Source organism: Alcanivorax profundi (genome assembly GCF_003597125.1).
In the GTDB taxonomy this organism is placed as follows: domain Bacteria; phylum Pseudomonadota; class Gammaproteobacteria; order Pseudomonadales; family Alcanivoracaceae; genus Alcanivorax; species Alcanivorax profundi.
Map to the genome: position 1 here is coordinate 126,244 of NZ_QYYA01000002.1, position 18,481 is coordinate 144,724.

At 56.7% G+C, this 18,481-nt stretch carries 15 protein-coding genes and 1 other RNA gene; 5 read left to right on the forward strand and 11 right to left on the reverse strand.

Features of this window, described 5'->3' with window-relative positions:
- Window positions 1-330: 330 nt before the first annotated feature.
- A complete protein-coding gene (gene fur, locus D4A39_RS05855) occupies window positions 331-732 on the reverse strand; it encodes a ferric iron uptake transcriptional regulator (protein ID WP_022985334.1) in 402 nt (133 codons plus the stop codon).
- A gap of 109 nt (window positions 733-841) precedes the next feature.
- Between fur and D4A39_RS05860 the strand changes: the two genes are divergently transcribed.
- Window positions 842-1,249, forward strand: coding sequence for an outer membrane protein assembly factor BamE (locus D4A39_RS05860; RefSeq protein ID WP_119917693.1), 408 nt, complete (start codon window positions 842-844; stop codon window positions 1,247-1,249).
- A gap of 51 nt (window positions 1,250-1,300) precedes the next feature.
- Here D4A39_RS05860 and D4A39_RS05865 read toward each other — a convergent pair whose 3' ends face one another.
- Both D4A39_RS05865 and D4A39_RS05870 read right to left on the reverse strand, forming a co-directional pair.
- A complete protein-coding gene (locus D4A39_RS05865) occupies window positions 1,301-1,603 on the reverse strand; it encodes an RnfH family protein (RefSeq protein WP_022985336.1) in 303 nt (100 codons plus the stop codon).
- The gene (locus D4A39_RS05870) at window positions 1,603-3,162 is read right to left on the reverse strand and encodes a sodium-dependent transporter (RefSeq protein ID WP_119917694.1); all 1,560 of its coding nucleotides are present in this window, start codon (window positions 3,160-3,162) and stop codon (window positions 1,603-1,605) included. Before D4A39_RS05870 ends, D4A39_RS05865 begins: the two co-directional genes overlap by 1 nt.
- 143 nt (window positions 3,163-3,305) lie before the next feature.
- Here D4A39_RS05870 and smpB point away from each other — a divergent pair, with 143 nt between their 5' ends.
- Complete coding sequence (gene smpB, locus D4A39_RS05875) at window positions 3,306-3,785, forward strand: SsrA-binding protein SmpB (RefSeq protein ID WP_022985338.1); 480 nt, start codon at window positions 3,306-3,308, stop codon at window positions 3,783-3,785.
- Between the two features lie 79 nt (window positions 3,786-3,864).
- On the opposite strand, the gene D4A39_RS05880 is transcribed toward smpB, so the two are convergent.
- Entirely contained in the window at window positions 3,865-4,143 is a 279-nt protein-coding gene (locus D4A39_RS05880; protein WP_022985339.1) for a hypothetical protein, read from the reverse strand.
- 414 nt (window positions 4,144-4,557) lie between these two features.
- On the opposite strand from D4A39_RS05880, the gene ssrA reads away from it, so the two are divergent.
- Window positions 4,558-4,914, forward strand: a transfer-messenger RNA (tmRNA) gene (gene ssrA / locus D4A39_RS05885).
- 164 nt (window positions 4,915-5,078) lie between these two features.
- Here the strand turns inward: ssrA and D4A39_RS05890 are convergent.
- Window positions 5,079-8,930 carry a DUF3427 domain-containing protein gene (locus D4A39_RS05890; protein WP_119917695.1) on the reverse strand — a complete coding sequence of 1,284 codons (3,852 nt, stop codon included), beginning with the start codon at window positions 8,928-8,930 and terminating at the stop codon, window positions 5,079-5,081.
- A 113-nt stretch (window positions 8,931-9,043) separates the two neighbouring features.
- Window positions 9,044-9,310, reverse strand: coding sequence for a hypothetical protein (locus D4A39_RS05895; protein ID WP_119917696.1), 267 nt, complete (start codon window positions 9,308-9,310; stop codon window positions 9,044-9,046).
- A gap of 184 nt (window positions 9,311-9,494) precedes the next feature.
- On the opposite strand from D4A39_RS05895, the gene D4A39_RS05900 reads away from it, so the two are divergent.
- Together D4A39_RS05900 and D4A39_RS05905 are read left to right on the forward strand one after the other, a co-directional pair.
- Window positions 9,495-9,851 (forward strand): roadblock/LC7 domain-containing protein, encoded by a 357-nt coding sequence (locus D4A39_RS05900; protein ID WP_119917697.1) that lies wholly within the window; start codon window positions 9,495-9,497, stop codon window positions 9,849-9,851.
- Between the two features lie 210 nt (window positions 9,852-10,061).
- A complete protein-coding gene (locus tag D4A39_RS05905) occupies window positions 10,062-11,867 on the forward strand; it encodes a S8 family serine peptidase (RefSeq protein ID WP_119917698.1) in 1,806 nt (601 codons plus the stop codon).
- Between the two features lie 132 nt (window positions 11,868-11,999).
- Here the strand turns inward: D4A39_RS05905 and D4A39_RS05910 are convergent, their stop codons facing one another.
- From D4A39_RS05910 to ahpF, 5 genes are all read right to left on the reverse strand, one after another.
- Entirely contained in the window at window positions 12,000-13,505 is a 1,506-nt protein-coding gene (locus tag D4A39_RS05910) for an FAD-binding domain-containing protein (RefSeq protein WP_119917699.1), read from the reverse strand.
- Window positions 13,502-14,923 carry a DASH family cryptochrome gene (locus D4A39_RS05915; protein WP_022985349.1) on the reverse strand — a complete coding sequence of 474 codons (1,422 nt, stop codon included), beginning with the start codon at window positions 14,921-14,923 and terminating at the stop codon, window positions 13,502-13,504. Before D4A39_RS05915 ends, D4A39_RS05910 begins: the two co-directional genes overlap by 4 nt.
- On the reverse strand, window positions 14,920-15,114 hold the full coding sequence (locus D4A39_RS18160) for a DUF2256 domain-containing protein (protein ID WP_119917700.1): 195 nt from the start codon (window positions 15,112-15,114) through the stop codon (window positions 14,920-14,922). The genes D4A39_RS05915 and D4A39_RS18160 overlap by 4 nt, the downstream gene beginning before the upstream one ends.
- A complete protein-coding gene (locus D4A39_RS05925) occupies window positions 15,111-16,631 on the reverse strand; it encodes a cryptochrome/photolyase family protein (protein ID WP_119918007.1) in 1,521 nt (506 codons plus the stop codon). Before D4A39_RS05925 ends, D4A39_RS18160 begins: the two co-directional genes overlap by 4 nt.
- 161 nt (window positions 16,632-16,792) lie before the next feature.
- On the reverse strand, window positions 16,793-18,409 hold the full coding sequence (ahpF, locus tag D4A39_RS05930; RefSeq protein WP_119917701.1) for an alkyl hydroperoxide reductase subunit F: 1,617 nt from the start codon (window positions 18,407-18,409) through the stop codon (window positions 16,793-16,795).
- Window positions 18,410-18,481: the final 72 nt, after the last annotated feature.

Genomic DNA, 18,481 nt, shown 5'->3' on the forward strand with positions numbered 1-18,481 from the left:
GCAGGCATACCCAACATTACACAGAGCACCCCATAACCCCGACCTTCCTGTGGGAGCGGTGGTTCCACCGCGAGTTTCCCGGCAACGCCGGGATCGTGGCCGAACGACCACTCCCACAGCTCGATATCTCCACACGCCAACATCCAATCCAGTGCCATCGCCGCAGGAGCCCATGCTCGCATGGCGGTAAAAGGCCAACGCATCATCATGCAAGCATGAACGCCTGCAGGGAAAAGAGTGTTCTGGGGGGAACTGGCCGGGAGGGGAGGGGGAACAGCCCACGCAACACCCGGGACTCCCCGCGTGTTGCGTGCCGCTGCGCGAAGCGCCTTATTTCTTGGGCTTCACGTACAGGACCAGCGAGTGGTCCACAATCTCGTAACCGTGCTCTTCTGCAATGGCGTGCTGGCGTTTCTCGATCACCTCGTCCATAAACTCGATAACCTGCCCGGTTTCCATGCACACCATGTGGTCATGATGGTCTTCGTCGGCCAGCTCAAAAACCGCCGAGCCACCTTCAAAATTGTGGCGCAACACCATGCCGGCCTGCTCGAACTGGGTCAGCACCCGGTACACGGTTGCCAGCCCCACGTCTTCGCCCGCTTCCATCAGCGACTTGTAGATGTCTTCCGCGCTCAGGTGACGCTCTTCGGACTTTTCCAGTTGCTGCAGGATTTTCACCCGCGGCAAAGTCACTTTAAGGCCCGCTTTTCTCAGATCCTGATTATCCACTGCGTATGCTCCATCTGCCATTGGGTGGCTATTATGTCGATGTCCGGAAACTTGTACCGCGATTCCAAGTCTGTATTATCGCCCGAACACTCAATGAAGTCGAAAAACCATGCCACGTATTACCGTCACATTGCTTATCACTGCCCTGCTCGCCCTGTCTGGCTGTAGCAGCCTGCGTTTCCCCGGGGTCTACCGTATCGATATCCCGCAGGGTAATTTCGTGACGGAAGACATGCTCGCCGAGCTGAAGCCCGGCATGACCCCGGATCAGGTTCGTTTTGTTCTGGGGGCGCCCACCCTGGTCGACCCCTTCACTCCCGACGTCTGGTTCTACCCCATGACATACCGCCCCGGGAAAGGCGATAACGTCCGCCAGAAGATCACCATTTATTTTGATGGCGGCCAATACAGCCGCTACGAAGGCAAGGTGATCGACGACTTCAAGGCGAAGACCAGCGGCCGCAGCGACCGCCAACTTAACCAACGCGCCGAAGAGCGCAAGGAAGACGCCGAGTAAAAGCCTCCAGCGCTCGCCCGCGTATCCGCCCCGGCACACCGGGGCAGACGCTCAGCCTTTCTCCGCCTTTTCCTGTGCCCGCTTCTTGCGATTGAGCTTCGGGTCCGCTTTGAGCCCACGGTAGATTTCCACCCGCTCCCCCGGCTTCAACGCGTGCGCAGCGGGGTTGGCTACCACCTTGCCAAACACCCCCATGGAGGCCTTTTCCAGGTCCCAGCCTTCGAACTGCTCACTGATCCCCGAGAGCCGCACCGCCTCCAGCATGGTCGTGCCTTCCGGCACGTCCAGCCCGACGAGACGCTGCTTTTCCGGCAAGGCAAACGCTACCTCCACATGAATCAGGGTATCAGCCATTACCGGGCCTCCTTCGCCGCAGGCACATCCGCCGCGGCAGGCGTCTCGGGCAACGACTCCCCTTGCACCCCGGGCAGCTCGGTCACGGGGGGCTGATCTGCCGGCTCGACAGGTGCAGGCTGCTCAGCCACAGGCGCCTCAGCAACCGGCTCATCCGCCTTTTCCGGCGCAAAGGTGCTCCACACGGAGTACACCACCAACACAATCACCGCCACCGGCGAGAAGATGCGCACCAGCGCCCGCCAAACCAGGTATAGCGGGAAGCTCTTCATGGCAAGCTCCTTGCGGGCATGGGTCTCTTTCATCACCCACCCGGCAAAGACCGCGATCAACAATCCGCCCAACGGCAACATGATCGTCGTAGACAGGAATTCCATGTTGTCGAAGAAGGTACCGACCAGGAAGGTCTTGTCCTTCCAGATATTGAACGACAGCACCGACCCCAGCCCCAGCACCCAGGCGCCCAGACCCACAATCACCGACGACATGGCACGGTTAACACCCTTTTCGACCAGCCAGGCCACCACCGGCTCCGCCAGACTGATAGAGGAGCTCCAGGCGGCACACACCACCAGTACGAAAAACAGCGAACCGAACAGCAGACCGCCCGGCATCTGACCAAACGCCAGCGGCAAGGTCACAAACATCATGCCCGGTCCCTGCCCCGCCTCCAGCCCACCGGAGAACAGCAACGGGAACATGGCCACACCGCTACCCAGTGCGACCAGCGTGTCCAGCAAGGCAATAATGATCACCGTGGACATGATGGACACCGGCTTCTTCTTGCCAGCCTTACCGGGCACTTGCCGCGGCATATAGGCCCCATAGGCCATGATCGCGCCCATACCCAGACTCAGGGTAAAAAAGGCCTGGCCGACAGCGGTAATCACTGCCTGACCATTGAGCTTGGAAAAGTCGAAGGCAAACAGGAACTCGATACCCTGCATGAAACCCGGCGTCGTGGCGGCGTAGCCCACCAGCACCAGCAACAGCACAAACAGCAGCGGCATCAGGATCTGCACGGCTTTTTCCAGCCCCCCTTTTACGCCACGGCCAACCACCACCATGGTCAGCAGCATGAACAGGGTGTGATACCCCATCATCAGCCAGGGACTGGCCAGCATGTCATCAAAACGGGCACCGGACTGGGCCGCCGTAATCCCCTGGAAGGCACCCTGCACCGCTTCCCACGTGTAGTAGAGTGCCCAGCTGGCCACCACGGAATAGAAAGACAAGATCAGGAACGCCGACAGCACCCCCATATACCCGATCCAGGACCAACGCTGGGTAACCTTGCTCTCCGCCGCCAGCTTGCGCATGGTGTTAATCGGGCTCATCCCGCCCTTGCGGCCCAGCATCACTTCCGCCGCCATGATCGGCACACCCACCACCGCGATACACAGCAGGTACAACAAGACAAATGCCCCGCCCCCGTTTTCGCCGGTGATGTAAGGGAAACGCCAGATGTTCCCCAACCCGACCGCAGAACCGGTCGCCGCCAGAATAAAAACCCAACGGCTGGCCCACATGCCGTGAACCGGCTTGCTCTCTTGCTTCATAACATCTGCACCCTGGTTAACGTGGCGCTATTCTCTTATTTTTTGCCATGCGGGCTCAACCCGAAGTAACCACTCACATACAGGCGCTTGCCATAGACAAAGCGCTATTCGACGCCCCGGCCATGCTCTATAATCGCCCGCCTATGGGAAAAGCCAACAAAAAAGCCAAAGCACCGTCCGCCACCATTGCGCAAAATCGCAAGGCGCGTCACGAATACCATCTGGAAGAGCACTTTGAAGCCGGCCTGGTTCTGGAAGGCTGGGAAGTGAAGTCCATGCGTGCCGGCAAAGCCAACCTCAGCGAAGCCTACATCCTGCTCAAGGATGGCGAGGCCTTCCTGTTTGGTGCCCGCATCGAGCCGCTGAACACGGCCAGCACCCACATCACCCCGGACCCGGTACGCACACGCAAGCTGCTGCTACACCGTCGCGAGCTGGGGCAGGTATTTGGTGGGGTACAGAAAGACGGCTTCACCTGCGTACCGGTGAGCCTGTACTGGAAGAAAGGGTTCGCCAAGTGCGACATTGCACTGGCCAAGGGCAAACAGAAATTCGACAAGCGCGCCACCGAGAAAGAGCGCGACTGGAACCGGCAGAAGCAGCGCCTCATGCGGCAGGGCTGATCACCAGCCCCGCCCCGGCCCGCCGGGGTTGGCAAACTCCACCCCGACAAACCTCAAGACACTGTCTAGAGCCGGCAAATTACGCCGTAGGGCGCTCTACGCTGTCCGCCCGACTGTCGCCGCGCAGCTGCCAGTAAAACTGGAGCCAGGCACGCAGTACCGCCGGCAGAAAGTAGACCGCAAACAGGATCACCGGAATACGGGCGTCCGGCGTTGCCAGGTCCACCAGGTAGACACCTGCAGCGTAAGCCGCCAGGGCGAATACCAGTTGCAGCGCTCTGTAGAGCAGCGGCTGAGCCTTCAAAGGCGACAGCGCCTTCTCGGAAACTTGCCCTGCTGACCGAAAGATCGTGTTCATCTTCCTTCTCCTTAATGAACGACAATGCTTTGATCAGCGGCCTTCATGAACATCAATCTCAAGGCTCGCTGTAAAGCCATTGTGTGGATACACAATCTCGAACCCCATGCGTCATGGTGGCTTTTGGCTACCCCGCACATGGATTCGACCTTGCCACCGAAGACCTCATCATTTATCGATGACATTATTCCGTGGCACACCGCTATATTGCGCCGGAAAGATGACACAACAAGGGCAAAAGGTCAGATTGTCGGACAACAGATGTGTATTCAGGTAACACTTTTCACAGCCCGGTTACTTTATGAACTGCCTTCAGCTCAAAATCGATCAAAAAATATGCGAAACCCGTTTTAATCGTCCGACACACTTGTCGATCGACTTCCCCCACCCCATCTCCTACAATAGCCGATCACAGGGGCCGACCTGGATTCGACGCCGGTATTGAACTCTGTGGTGCATGTCGAGAAGGTCACGAGTCTCGTAAATCATTTGTGGCACATTAAAGTAATCGCAAACGACGATTCTTACGCACTAGCAGCTTAAACCCTGCTTATCGCCAATCGACCCTGCCTGTGGGGAAGAGCGGCGAGCATCGCAACACAGGCTCGCAGCAACGTCCGCCCCGGATCGCGCTGTTAAAACTCTTAGGGGCTCGGCTTTCACGTCCTGCCAATCGGGTTGTGAAGGCTTAAATCAATAGATCTGGCTAAGCATGTAGACCTGCAGATGGATTGCTGACGGACGCGGGTTCGATTCCCGCCGGCTCCACCAAACAGCACCAATAAAAAGGGCCACCCCATCGGGGTGGCCCTTTTTTGTGGCGTTATGCCAACACCTGATGCCAATGATCACCCTAGCGCGGAAATCGGCGTCAAGCCGATCGCCGCGATCTATTACCGCCGAGCCCAACGAGGAGAATCATTTTAACTCGCCCATCACTCCACCACAGCGGACAACTTAAACACCACACTCATTGGCTCACTTCCTTCATGCGTCCGGTAATCAACCGGTCCATAGTAGGTAAAGGGGGCAGCCTTTCCCTTCTCCAGCTTGTTTTCACGAACAAACAGATGGATAGAGATCCCTAGATCCTTGTGGCCGATGATCTCTCGACCTTTCTTATGCTCTGGCGTAACAGAACGCTGGCTTTGCCAATGGAAAGTGCTTTCATCAATCCAATGGTCCACATACCGGTGATCTTCAGCCTTTCCCTGCTTATTCAGCGTAACCAGTAGCACATGAGCAGAAGCATCGTTTAGGCAAACATGTCCGCTCTGCCAGTTTCCCGGGTTATAAACCTCACCAAAAAGTGGAGGTATTTCATCTCTCATGAGCCTCTGGCCGACGGCCATGTCCAAAGGACTCACTACTGACTTGAGACGAGCAAAAGTTCGGATTTGATCACTTAGCTCGGGGGATACCTCAATATCTTCATAGTCGGGATTGGCCGCTCTTAGGAAATACTCACCTTGCCCACGTTTCTTCACCGTTCTCAAAAGATACTGAGTATCCCCAGCTTCATCTAAACGCTCAATCGCGAATGTTTTTTCCGTAATTGACCCCGCATTGTTTGGGGTCACATGTTCAAGAAGCAGGTAGTCACCATCATGAATAGGGGATTTACCACCGTTCATTGAGTTACCAGAGGCTCTTGCAATGAAATGCCTAGAGGGGTCTAGGCGACCATAACCCGCTCCCAGAGAACGATACTCTTCAGATTCCGCCTGACTATTTCTGAAATGACCGCAGGCTATTTTCAGGGACGAGAAATAAGGGAGCTCGACGCCAAACTTTGCATTGGGGCGAGCATAACTTGAGTGATCCAGCATCTGTTGCACTGATGAGCGGGCCTCATAGGAAGCTAATCGGTACTCCACAATCTCACGAGCCATCTCCGACAACGCTTCACTCCCCTCATCGGGAAGAGGAATACAGCTTTCAAAACGACCTTCGCTAACCTTGAATAAAGGAGGCGTCTTATTTACCCAATGATCGATCGGGTTCTTCTTCCAGTATCGAAACCATTGCTCTGATTCACCGGGGACATCTCTAACCGCATCCGATATTTCCGTGAACAGTCGCGGTCTTCGTTGAAGAACTCTCCAGGATACGGACGATAGCGCTTCTAGCGATGGCGGCTTACTCCAACCATCCATTTGCATAAAGGCCTCAAGCAGTATCATCTTGAAGGACTTCGACATTGCTGTTGTCTCGATCTCTAAAAGCAATGCCTTATGGCTTTTGAATATCTCAATCTGAGTAGGCTGCAGATCCTCCATCCCCCCCACCAGATCAAACCAGCTTGCATGCTGTTTTCTCATCCGAGATACGCTAGCACCATATCGGTAATACTCGGTTAGCGTTGGCCTTCTCCCCAGCGTTTCTTTTAAGGATAGGTACTCATCTTCGATTCCTGTGGAAGCCAACCCTTTAAGGAACTCAATAATCTTCAGATCATAATTAACAAAACAGCCATCAGGCAGAGATAGCTCATCGGATTCTGCTCTACGAGCAAAATCTACCAGCTGCCGATGGGTCATCGACTCCCCCATCAAAGCCTGGGGCTTATGTAGAAAGGAATGGTGGTTACCCACAAAATCCATGATGACTAGCTTTTCTTTACCCGGGCTTTTTCTCAGCCCTCTACCAATTTGCTGAAGAAATAGAACCTTAGATTCGGTAGGCCTAAGCAGAAGAACAGTATCGATAGACGGGAGATCCACCCCCTCGTTGAACAAATCAACGGAGAAAACAACCTGTAATTCGCCATTACTCAATAGCTCCAGAGCCTCTCCACGGGACATTGCAGAATCCCCGTGAACCGAAGCCGAGGAGACTCCAGCCTTAGCAAACTGTTCAGCCATGAAATCAGCATGTTTTCTTGAAACGCAAAACGCCAACGTCCTGGTTTGACAGTGCTGTCGCCATATTCTCAAGGCATGCCTTGCCCGTGCCATGGTGGCCAATTTATTTCCCAGCAGCCCGGGGTCAAACGTCCCATTTCGCCAAGGAATCTCTTTGTAATCCACTGATTCATCAAAGATTCCATAGTAATGGAAGGGAACAAGGTGCTTCTCCTTCACCCCATCAAGCAATGGAAACTCATAAACAAGGTTGTCGTCGCACAGCGAAAGAATGTCAGATCTGTCCGTTCTATCAGGCGTCGCTGTCAAGCCAAGTAAGAAATGTGGAGCAAAGTAATCAAGCAAGCGATGATAGGTCGGCGCCGATGCATGATGAAATTCATCAACAACGATATAGTCGAAATGACGAGGGTCAAACTCGCGCAAATGCTCCTCTTTCCCCAACGTCTGCACCGAGGCACAGAGTATATCCGCGGTCTTATTGCGGACACTGCCCATATAGTACCCCACACGGCTTTTAGGTCTAATTCGGATATAGGTCTTCGCGGCTTGCTTTAGAATTTCCTCTCGATGAGCGACAAAGAGCACTCTCCTCGCCCCCATTTGATTGGCATCAAATGCAGAAAGCCAGGTTTTCCCTAGCCCCGTTGCCAAAACTACCAACCCCCGTCCAAACCCCTCCTCTCTGGTCTTGTCGAGAGCACTCAATGCCGCACTCTGTACCGGGGTTGGCACAGGAGGGGCCTCAGCTTCGTCACTACCTGGAGCAATGGCTATAGGTGGAGGAACTCGCCGCGCCTCATAATCATCGACCCACTGATCCGAAAGCCCCACCACATTAGGAGATTCAAAAAGCTCGTCAAAACGCTGCGCAGCTTCTAAGAAACCTTCGTCAGGCGGGAAATCCACTTGATAGTTCCACTCAATACCCGCCTGCAATGCCTGAGCACTAATATTGCTAGACCCGATAAAAGCGCGCCCCCACCTTCTCGAACCATGATCATGGCCAGAAAATAGATACGCCTTTAGATGAAAGCTAGATCCCTTACTTTCATAAACCCGGACATCAGCCCCCTGTTGTTTGAGTAACAGCAACGCTCTGAGGGCAGCCGGGTCAGTAATGTCGAGATAGTCACTAGTAAGAATTCGAATCTGTGCCGGGCTTTTTAACTCATCGTCGCTAATCGCATTCTGTAGATCAGGATAAATTAGGTTTAACCCTGTTTTTTTCACAAATGCCACAGCCAAATCAATCTGGCTTGCCTGGCTAATTGATTGGCACAATCTCGGCAGAAAATGCTGGTATTTCCCACCCGCGATCAACTTTTGAGGCTTTTCCTTTTTCTTGACCACAACGATATTTAACCAACCATGATCCCGTTCTGGACGGGTATCTTCTGTATGCCAGAAACGCTGACTATCAACCTGATCTAACTGGCTAACCCAATCTTTAGCAACCTCCTCACTGGCATCAGTGAAGTGCCGTCCTAACTCTTCTCGCTCACCGCTGCCGGCTTTAAAGCTCATATAAAAAGCGCCGCCGGGCTTTAATGCGATCCATAAAGCCTGAATAGCAATCACTAAATCATGCTTTGGAAGATGAAGAAGACTGGCGCAAGCCCAAATTCCATCATAGGCAGCCCGCTCCTTCACATCAGAGAATAGACGCTGCTCAACCGCTACTCCCGTTTCTTGAGAAGCCAGTTTGGCAATCGCTTCAGATCCATCAAATGCAGAAACTCGATAACCTAAGCCTTGAAAATACAGTGCGTCACGAGCGGACCCACAACCTGCATCTAAGATATGGCCTGCCTCGGGGACGAGAGGCAAAAAATCATCGTAAATTTTCCGCATATCCACAGAAAGCGTCGCGTCCACAAACGCCTTGGCGTTGCTGTTGTAATAATCTAGCGTATTCGCCATGACCACCCTTAACTTATTGAATCCCCATAGCTTTCAGAGCCTAACAGCACGGGAGCGAGTCGCCAAAGCAGAAATTATCATGACAGGACGTCTGCCAACTTCGTTGTAACAAGCTAAGTCGACTTAGAGATTGATTCGATCTCATGAAGAGCCAGATCATCACCATCTAAACCATGGCCCTCAAAGTAGGCCGTAGGCCAACCCAGATCTTCTGGTCGAAAATGCAAAACATCGGGCCAGATCTGCAGATCGGAAAACCGATCACGCAGCATGCTTTCAACTTCCTCAGGGCTTTCGACTCCCTCTAACTCCACAACGACAGATTCATATTGCTTGTAGTTGCTGGCATCTCGATACAAGTAATTCACTTCAAACTTCATGCGCACTCCTTACTGCCCCCTTTTTTACCCTCAGCCTCTAAGCCCAACAATCAGGCAAAATGCCTGGGAAGCTCCCCCCTAAGTGCTGCACCGGCCCGCGATAAGTAACGTTCATCTGCTTCTCTTTGACCCTCCGCAAGCCCACCCCTAAGCTGAACAAAAGCGCCACGGATGGATAACAACAATGAAGCTCACCACTCTCACCCCGCCTCTGGAAGCTCTGCATGCCTCCTGCGACGACATTCTTCTGGTCTCTCTGATCAGCCATGACGGGCTGCCTGTGGTGCATTTTGGTGAGGGGCTGGATTTTGATGATCAAAGTGCACTGTTTTTCGAGATGAGGAAGGCCTGCGACCGGGTGCTTCGCAATCTGAAGCTGGGGCACAGCGAAGAGATATTTATCCGCTGTCGGCAGGGGTGCATCAGCATCTGGCCAGTTAAGGATATGGTGTTTGCCTGCCTGGCGAGGCCTGCGATCAATTCACAACGAATGCAGATGCTGGTGTGGAAAACCCGGGCGCAACTGGAAAAGCGGTTATAGCGGGGGTTGCTTGCTGGCCGCCAATCGTGCACGGGGACCACGAGCTCACGCATTGTTCACGACCAGTTCACATTTCTGCCAAACCCTCTTGATACAAGGGCTTTCCGCGCCTAAGCGCTTTTTTTGACAACAAAAACACTACACCCAACCCATGGAGAGATACACGGCGTTTCCATAGCGTTCTGATACTCACGTACTGGAGGGAACGCAATGCCGCGATCGACATTCAACGCCGCTATGCTGGCGGCTATTCTTGGGGGAAGCGTGCTGTCACCCGCATGGGCAGACAGCGCCACAGACTCTGCGCCCGTAGCAGGCGATATCATTGAGAACCAATATATTGTCACTTTGGCCCCCAACATTACTGACTTGCTGGGCGTCAATGACCTGACCACCGCGATCCGCACCCTGCTCGCGGGCATTGGTGGCGGCGATGTGCTTTTTACCTACCAGCACGCCCTCACAGGGATGACCGTCCAGCTGACAGACTTGCAGGCCTCACTGCTCGGCATACTGCCCGGGGTGCTGGCCATTGAACCAGATCGCACTGTGGCCGCCATTGCCACACAAAACAACGCGACCTGGGGATTGGATCGCGTAGACCAGCCTCTGCTTCCCCTGGATAACCGTTATCAGTACCCCAACAGTGGCGGTCAGGATGTCACCGTCTATGTGGTCGACACGGGCTTGCGCTCCACCCACAGCGATTTTACCGGCCGCGTCTCGCCAGGCCGCAACTTTGTCAGCTCGGGCGGTTTCCTGTTCGGCGGGGGCTCGGTCGACCCTGCGGATACCGAAGATTGTAATGGCCACGGCACCCATGTGGCCGGCACGGCGGTGGGCACCACGTGGGGTGTCGCCAAGCAGGCCAACATTGCCCCGGTTCGCGTGCTGGGATGTAACGGCAGTGGCAGCAATTCCGGTGTCATTGCCGGGGTTGACTGGGTAGCCGGCAATCACCGCAAACCCGCCGTAGCCAATATGTCGCTTGGGGGCACTAACTCAACCGCGCTGGATACGGCTGTCCGCAATGCCGTCAATGCGGGGGTCACCATGGTGGTGGCGGCGGGCAACGACAACGTGAATGCCTGCAACGGCTCACCTAACCGTGTAGCGGAAGCGTTGACCGTCGGCGCGACAACTCGTGAAGACCGGCGCTCGTCGTTCTCCAATTACGGTGCCTGTGTGGACCTGTTTGCTCCGGGCAGCGATATCACCTCGGCCTGGTATCAATCTGATACCCAGACCGCAAGTCTGAACGGCACCTCCATGGCCGCCCCTCATGCGGCCGGGGCCGCGGCACTCTACCTGGCGGCCAACCCCAGTGCGTCACCATCGGCGGTCAACCTGGCCCTGGTCAACGATGCCGTCACCGGGGTGATTGGCAACGTGGGCAGCCAGTCCCCTAACCGTCTGCTGCAAATCACTCAACAGGATGGCTCTGGCATTGACCGGCTACCGACCGCGGCGTTTAGCGCGGATTGTCAGGGCACGGTGTGTTCACTGGATGCCAGTGGCTCCACCGATGACGTGGCGGTAGCCGCCTGGGACTGGACCCTGGGTGATGGCAACGTGGCCAGTGGCGAGCAAATCAGCCATGACTACGGGGCGGAGGGGGAATTCACCATTACCCTGACCGTGACAGATACCGCCAACCAGACCGGCTCCACGGAGCAAACCGTGACGGTGGGTAGCGAGACCTCTCCCTGTCCGGACTGCACTCGCTACGAAGGCCAACTGAATGGCGGGAGCAGCGTAGTGCTGCCGTCCAATGGCTTCAGCTACGCCGGCGGTCCCATTGACGGCTGGCTGCAAAGCCCTGCCGGCGCCACCTTTACCGTGACACTGCAAAGCCAGAGCTGCTTCCTGTTCTTCTGCAGCTGGAACAATGTGGCCTCCGCCAGCCCGCAAGGGGGCATGGCCGAAATCCACACCAATGTGGGCAGCGGCGTGTATCGCTGGCAGGTTAGCGCGCAAAGTGGTTCCGGCACATACACCCTGCTGACCAATCCTTGAGGAGCGCCATCGTTCCTTGACCGTTTCTGCCTAAGCATTGCCGGCGTTATCCTCCTGGTGCGCCGGCTTTTTTGTGTCACCAGAAAAGCGCTTGTGACTTTGGGTCACGCGACATGCACGCGGGTCTGACCTTCAGAACAACGGCAACTGATCGTCGTCAGCGCGGCGTGATGGCCTTGTGCGCCGGCGTCTACTGCCGTGGCGGTGGTTCACCGCACGGCTCTGCTCGCGAAAGCCGGCCTGCTGGCGGGCTTCAGCCAAGCGAGCTCTGGCGTGACGCACCGCAACGTCAAAATCCACCAACGGGGCCGGATAGTGCTCACCAATGCGAACCCCGCTGTGTTGTTGCTGGCGTGCGCCCATCCGCCATGGCTGGTGAATCCAGCTGGTCGACACCTCTCTGAGTTCAGGCACCCAACGGCGGATAAATCGTCCTTGGGGGTCGAGTTTTTGAGCCTGAAGCGTGGGGTTGTACATTCGCAAGGCATTGATGCCCGTCACCCCTGCTTGCATCTGCACTTGGGGATAGTGAATACCGGGTTCGTAATCGACAAACAGCCGGGCCAGATGCAGGGCGGGTTGCCGCCAGTCCAGCCACAGGGGATAGCACGCCATGGACACCAACATGGCGCGCATGCGGAAGTTGATCCAGCCGTGGTGGTGCAGGTAGCGCATGGCGGCATCCACCAGCGGCCAACCGGTTTGCCCCTGCTGCCAGGCCAGTAACCAGCCCGGATTGCCGGGCGCCTCGCGCAGGTTACGCAGCGCCGGATGCAGGCTTTGGTGCTCCATCTCCACCTGATCTTCGAGCTTCTGGATAAAGTGGCAATGCCACCACAAGCGAGACTCGAATGCCGCAAGGCCAGCAGACAGTGAACCAGACGGAGCAGCGTCCTGCGCCTCCCACAACTGTTGCACAACCTGACGCAAACTCAGACACCCCCACGCCAGATAAGGACTGATACGTGAGCCACTGTGCTCGGCCCGTTGAGGGGCGCTGATACCTCCACGATAGCCTTTGGCCCGGTGCTCCAGGAAACTGGCCCAGACCGACTCAGCCGTCTCTGCGCCGCCACATTGACGCCCGGGGCAAGGGTCACGGCCCACGCCTCGCGGGGCATTCAAGGATGGCCACGACGGCGATGGCGCGGCGGCCTGGATTGCGGTTGGCAAAGGGGCCTGAGGCGAGGTCATGAACGCTTGCCAGTGACTTCCCCACAGGTCGCGATCGAGGCATGGGCGCATTACACCAAAGGGCGGCGTTTCCTCCCATTCCACTCTCTGCTGCTGACACCATTGTTTGATCTGTCGGTCGCGGCGATAGGTCCATGCCACGCCATATTCCTGATGACTGTGCAGGGCGATGCCCGCAAACCGTTTGTGCAGCCCGCTCAACACGGCTTGCGCATCCCCCTCCACCACCCACAGAGGCAAACCCAGGGTGGCCAGCTGATTGCGCAGCTCGCGCAGACTTTCAGCAATAAACGCCCATTGCCGGGCACTGCTATCGGGTTGCTGCCAGTACGCGGGCTCAATAATGTACAGCGGCAATACCGGCCCAGCCCGACAGGCATTAGCCAAAGGCCAGTGATCACGGATGCGCAGATCGCGTTTGAACCAGACCACTTGCACGGTCATGACACAACCCGGTCAGAATCCGGCAGGGAAATGACCGGCGCGGGATACGCCAGCTCATGATACTGATCCACGGAACGAAAATGGCATTCCAGACAGGCTGCCCGGCTTAGCCCTGCCAGTTCTGGCAACCAGTAATACAGGTAGCTCGCATCCGGGTCATGACGCCACCACTCGCGGGTCGGACTGAAACGCCGACCGCCACGGGCATCATGCCCATACCCCGCGATATAAGCCCAGTTCCCCCAGTTTGACGCCACATCATGATCCACCAGGTGGCGCTCAAACCAGCGGGCCCCCAGGCGCCAGTCCAACCCCAAATCCTGTACCAGAAAACTGGCCAATACCTGACGTCCCCGATTGGATACATATCCCGTCGCCAGCAACTCCCTCAGACTGGCATCGATGAAGGGCAACCCTGTGGTGGCGGACTGCCAGGCCAGCCAGCGTCGCTGCGCAAGCGAGTCCAGGCAGGGGGGCTCAGCCTGGCGGTCTGACAGGCCGGTAAAGCAAAAACTCTGCACGCCGTGCTCACGCAGGGACCAGTGGAAGAATTCACGCCATAGCAGTTCAAATCGCAGCCAATAGCTGTGGCTGTTCGCTCCATAGTGCTGTTCATACTCGAGGATCGCGTGCCAGATCTGCCGTACCGACAGGCAGCCCCAGGCCAGCGCGGCACTGAGCCGACTGGAGTAGCCCTCGCCGATCAGCTGATTGCGTGTCTGCTTGTAATGGGCAATGTGCCGCGCGTCAAAGAGATAGCGTTGCAGCCACTGCCGGGCGCTCTGCTCTCCCCCGGGCAGGGAGAAATAGTCTTTATCGCAACGCTGCCAGCCGGCACGCCGTTGTGCCAGCACGGGAGCCACCCCCTTTGTCCCTGCTGGCACGGGGGGCGCGAGGGCAGAGCCCAGCGCGGGAGGCTTCCCCTCCGGCCTGTCGACGAAGGGGCCCGAATGACGCTCAACCTGACGACGAAAACGGCTGAAGGTGGCAGGAAACGTGCCTTGCCAGGGCAACGCTGTGGCGGCCAGCAATGTCCGCGAACCGACCTCGTGAACCGTTAGCCCCCGGGCCCGCAACGACGCAATGGCCTGCGCTTCCTCCGGGGCATCCGCTTCAGCCGTGACCACCTGTAGGGGTTCGCGCTGATGCCAATCGTCAAGCAGCGTCACAGGCGACGCAACCACGGTAACCAGCGCTAACCCGAGGGCCTCCAGCGACAGGGACAAATCCGCAAGGCACTCCTCCAGAAATGCCGACTTGGGCGCCCCAAGCCGGTCTTCACCTTCCGGCCCGGGGACTGTCCAGTGAGCAGGCAACACATACAAGGGGACCACCGGCGCCCCCAGTGCCGCCGCCCGATGCAGCAAGGGCTGATCGTGGACGCGCAGGTCCTGGCGAAACCACACTACCGTGATCATGGTGTTTCAATCTGCCGGCGTACGCGAGCGCCGCGCCCGCGACGACACCGTTGGCTGCAATAAACCACCTCGTGCCAGTGCTTTTCCCATTTTTTTCGCCACTGGAACGGGCGATGACAGACCGTGCAGATCTTGCTGGGCAAGGCGGCCTTGTTACCTTTCCATTTCGCACTTGCGGTCCTGGCGGTCATAACAGGTCCGGGTTGGCCAGCAAGGATTCCGCTCGCGTGAGCATGGCATTCACCTTGTCGCTGTCCATGCGATCAAGATTGCGGTAAATCATTTTCATCCGGTGGTTAGTGGAAAATTGTCCACGATGCCGGTGAATAAAATGCCAGTACAGGCTATTAAAAGGACAACTGTCTGACTCGCTAGCGGTTTTGACATCGTACTGGCAGTGCTTGCAATAATCCGACATGCGATTGATGTAACTGCCCGAGGCGGCGTAGGGCTTGCTCCCCAGGTAGCCGCCATCGGCATGCATCACCATGCCAAGGGTGTTGGGCAATTCCACCCAGTCAAACGCATCGGCATAGACCTCCAGATACCACTGGCAGATCGCATCGGGCAGCACACCCAACAACAACGCGAAGTTACCGGTGACCATAAGTCGCTGAATATGATGAGCGTAGGCATGCTCAAGCGTATTGCGAAAGCACTCCGCCATGCAGTGCATTTTGGTCTCGCCGGTCCAATAGTACGACGGCAGAGGCCGGTGATTACCCAGCCGGTTTTCCTTTGCGTAATCCGGCATCAACAGCCAGTAGATTCCGCGCACATATTCCCGCCAGCCAAGGATTTGGCGAATGAACCCTTCCACCGCATTGAGTGGCGCATCGCCATCATAATAGGCCTGCTCTGCGGCCTGGCAGACGGCCATGGGATCAAGCAGACCAAGATTAAGGTAAGGGGACAGCAAGCTATGAAACAGGGTGTCCTCGCCGGTGACCATGGCATCCTGGTAGTCGCCAAAGCACGGCAACCGGTGTTCGATAAAATACGCCAGCGCCTGCTGCGCCTGCCGGCTAGTGGTGCCCCACTGGAAATGCTGCAGTGAACCGGGGTGATCGGCGAAATGCTCCGCCACCAGCGCCAGCACCTGCTCGTCTATCGCATCGCGTGTAAAGGTCAGGACAGGTGGCAGTGGCGTCTTGCCCTTGTAGGGTTGGCGGTTGCTGCTGTCGAAATTCCACTTGCCGCCGACCGGCTCGCTTCCTTCCATCAGCAGGGAAGTATGGCGACGCATTTCGCGATAAAAGAATTCCATGCGCAGCTGTTTCTTGCCCGCCGCCCAGCGCGGGAAAAAACCGGGGGCACACAGAAAACGTGTGTCATCGAGGCAAGTCACCTCTACCCCGCAGGACGCAGACCACTGTTGATCGATGCGTTGCTGCAAGCGGTACTCACCACAATGGGTGACCACGATGCCTTGCGCCTCTCGATAATGGTCGGCCAGCAAGGACTCGAAATCGCGGTGACGGTGCTCGCCGTACGGGTAGTAATCCACCTGCCAGCCCTGCTGCTGCAGGTCGGTGGCGAAGTGGCGCATGGCACTGAAGATCAGGGCGATCTTCTGCTTGTGATGCTTTACATAAGTGGCTTCATCGGCCAGTTCGGCCATGACCAGCCTGTCCCGCTGTTTATCCAGGTGCGCAAGGGTTGGCAAGCTCAGGCTGAGCTGATCGCCGAGAATGATACCGATTTTCACCCATGCCCCCTGCGGATATTCACCTTTACGGGGCATGATGGAAGACAGCCTGTACAGGAAAGGTGAAGACCTCTACGCCTGCACTGACGACTCTGCACATAAACCCAAAAGCCACCGCAATGCGGTGGCTTTTGGGGGTTCCGCGGGTGAGCGCCTGCGGGTCAGGCGACGGCAGATTCCTTCTGCTCGTCCTTGCTCTTCTCGTACAGGGCTTCGAGTCGATCGCCCTGGGTCATCAGGTATTCAAAGGCGGCCAGCGAAGCCTTGGCGCCTTCACCCATGCTGATCACGATCTGCTTGTACGGCACGGTGGTGACGTCGCCAGCTGCGTAAATGCCTTCCTCGGAGGTCTGGCATTTTTCGTTGATCTCGATCTCACCAAAGCGGGTGCGGGCCACCACATCGCCCAGGAACTCGCTGTTGGGCACCAGACCGATCTGCACGAACACACCTTCCAATGGCAGCTCTTTCACTTCTTCGGTCGCGCGATCCACAAACTCGATAGCGCTGACCTTGCCATTGGTCGCCTTGATTTCACGGGTGGCCACATTCTTGTGAATGGTGACGTTGGCTTTTTCTTCTGCCTTGTCGACCAGCACCTTGTCGGCCTTCAGCTCCGGCATGAATTCGAACACGGTCACCGACTTCACGATGCCGGCCAGATCCAGGGCCGCTTCGATACCAGAGTTACCGCCACCGATCACCGCCACATCCTTGCCTTTGAAGAAGGGCCCATCACAGTGCGGGCAGTAGGCCACGCCGTTGCCCACGTTCTCTTTCTCGCCGGGCACACCCAGCTCGCGCCATTTGGCGCCGGTGGCGACGATAAGGGTCTTGGTGTCGATCTCTTCACCGGAAGACAGCACGACCTTTTTGATTTCCCCTTTTTCAACGCGTGCCACCTTCAGGTGCTCTTTCACGGTGACATCGTATTCGTTCATGTGCGCTTGCAGGGCGCCAGACAATTCCGGACCGGTAGTCTTCTTCACCGAGATCAGGTTCTCGATGTCCATGGTGTCTTTCACCTGGCCGCCAATACGGTCGGCAATCAGGGTCACTTTCAGGCCTTTACGGGCACTGTAAATCGCAGAGGCGACACCCGCCGGGCCACCCCCAATGACGGTCACGTCCTGCAGCGGCAGTTTTTCGCCCGCGCCCGCCTGGGCGAGGGTCGGGTCGTGCGCCATGAGCTTGTCGATCAGCTCGGCAGCGGTCACCTTGCCATTGGCGAACAGTTCGCCATTCAGGTAGACACTGGGCACACCTTGAATATCACGCTCGCTTACCACGTCCTGATACAGGCCGCCGTCGATCATCTCTGCCGTGATATTCGGATTAAGCAGTGCAAACTGGTTCAACGCCTGGACCACATCCGGGCAGTTGTGACAGCTGAGACTGATGAACACTTCAAAGTTCAGCTCGCCTTTGGCGCCTGCCACCATACGCTGGAGGCTGTCATCCAGTTTGATATCGGTCCCGGATGCCTGCAAAAAAGCCAGCACCAGGGAATTGAATTCGTGGCCTGCGGGAATACCGGAGAAACGGATACCGGTGTCTTCACCGTCGGCTTCCAGCAGGAAACTGATCGGGCTGCGCAGTGTGTCACCCAGATCGCGTTCTTCAAACGCCAGGTTGTCACTGACACCGGCAATATCAGAAAGGAAGCTGGCCAGTTCGTCGCGCTTGTCATGGGATCCGCTTTGCAGCACGAAAGTGACTTTCTTCTGCATGTTGGCGGCGTAGCCCTTGAGAGCCTGCAAAATTTCATTCGTGAGCATGTGTATTCCCTTAACGTGATTCAGTATTCAGTGACATGAAGGCAAACCCTCCCCCTGCCCCTCCCCCATGAC

Coding starts and splice junctions, on each gene's coding strand:
- D4A39_RS05860 (WP_119917693.1), top strand. CDS start 842: ATGCCACGTATTACCGTCACATTGCTTATCACTGCCCTGCTCGCCCTG.
- D4A39_RS05865 (WP_022985336.1), bottom strand. CDS start 1,603: ATGGCTGATACCCTGATTCATGTGGAGGTAGCGTTTGCCTTGCCGGAA.
- D4A39_RS05870 (WP_119917694.1), bottom strand. CDS start 3,162: ATGAAGCAAGAGAGCAAGCCGGTTCACGGCATGTGGGCCAGCCGTTGG.
- smpB (WP_022985338.1), top strand. CDS start 3,306: ATGGGAAAAGCCAACAAAAAAGCCAAAGCACCGTCCGCCACCATTGCG.
- D4A39_RS05880 (WP_022985339.1), bottom strand. CDS start 4,143: ATGAACACGATCTTTCGGTCAGCAGGGCAAGTTTCCGAGAAGGCGCTG.
- D4A39_RS05890 (WP_119917695.1), bottom strand. CDS start 8,930: ATGGCGAATACGCTAGATTATTACAACAGCAACGCCAAGGCGTTTGTG.
- D4A39_RS05895 (WP_119917696.1), bottom strand. CDS start 9,310: ATGAAGTTTGAAGTGAATTACTTGTATCGAGATGCCAGCAACTACAAG.
- D4A39_RS05900 (WP_119917697.1), top strand. CDS start 9,495: ATGAAGCTCACCACTCTCACCCCGCCTCTGGAAGCTCTGCATGCCTCC.
- D4A39_RS05905 (WP_119917698.1), top strand. CDS start 10,062: ATGCCGCGATCGACATTCAACGCCGCTATGCTGGCGGCTATTCTTGGG.
- D4A39_RS05910 (WP_119917699.1), bottom strand. CDS start 13,505: ATGACCGTGCAAGTGGTCTGGTTCAAACGCGATCTGCGCATCCGTGAT.
- D4A39_RS05915 (WP_022985349.1), bottom strand. CDS start 14,923: ATGATCACGGTAGTGTGGTTTCGCCAGGACCTGCGCGTCCACGATCAG.
- D4A39_RS18160 (WP_119917700.1), bottom strand. CDS start 15,114: ATGACCGCCAGGACCGCAAGTGCGAAATGGAAAGGTAACAAGGCCGCC.
- ahpF (WP_119917701.1), bottom strand. CDS start 18,409: ATGCTCACGAATGAAATTTTGCAGGCTCTCAAGGGCTACGCCGCCAAC.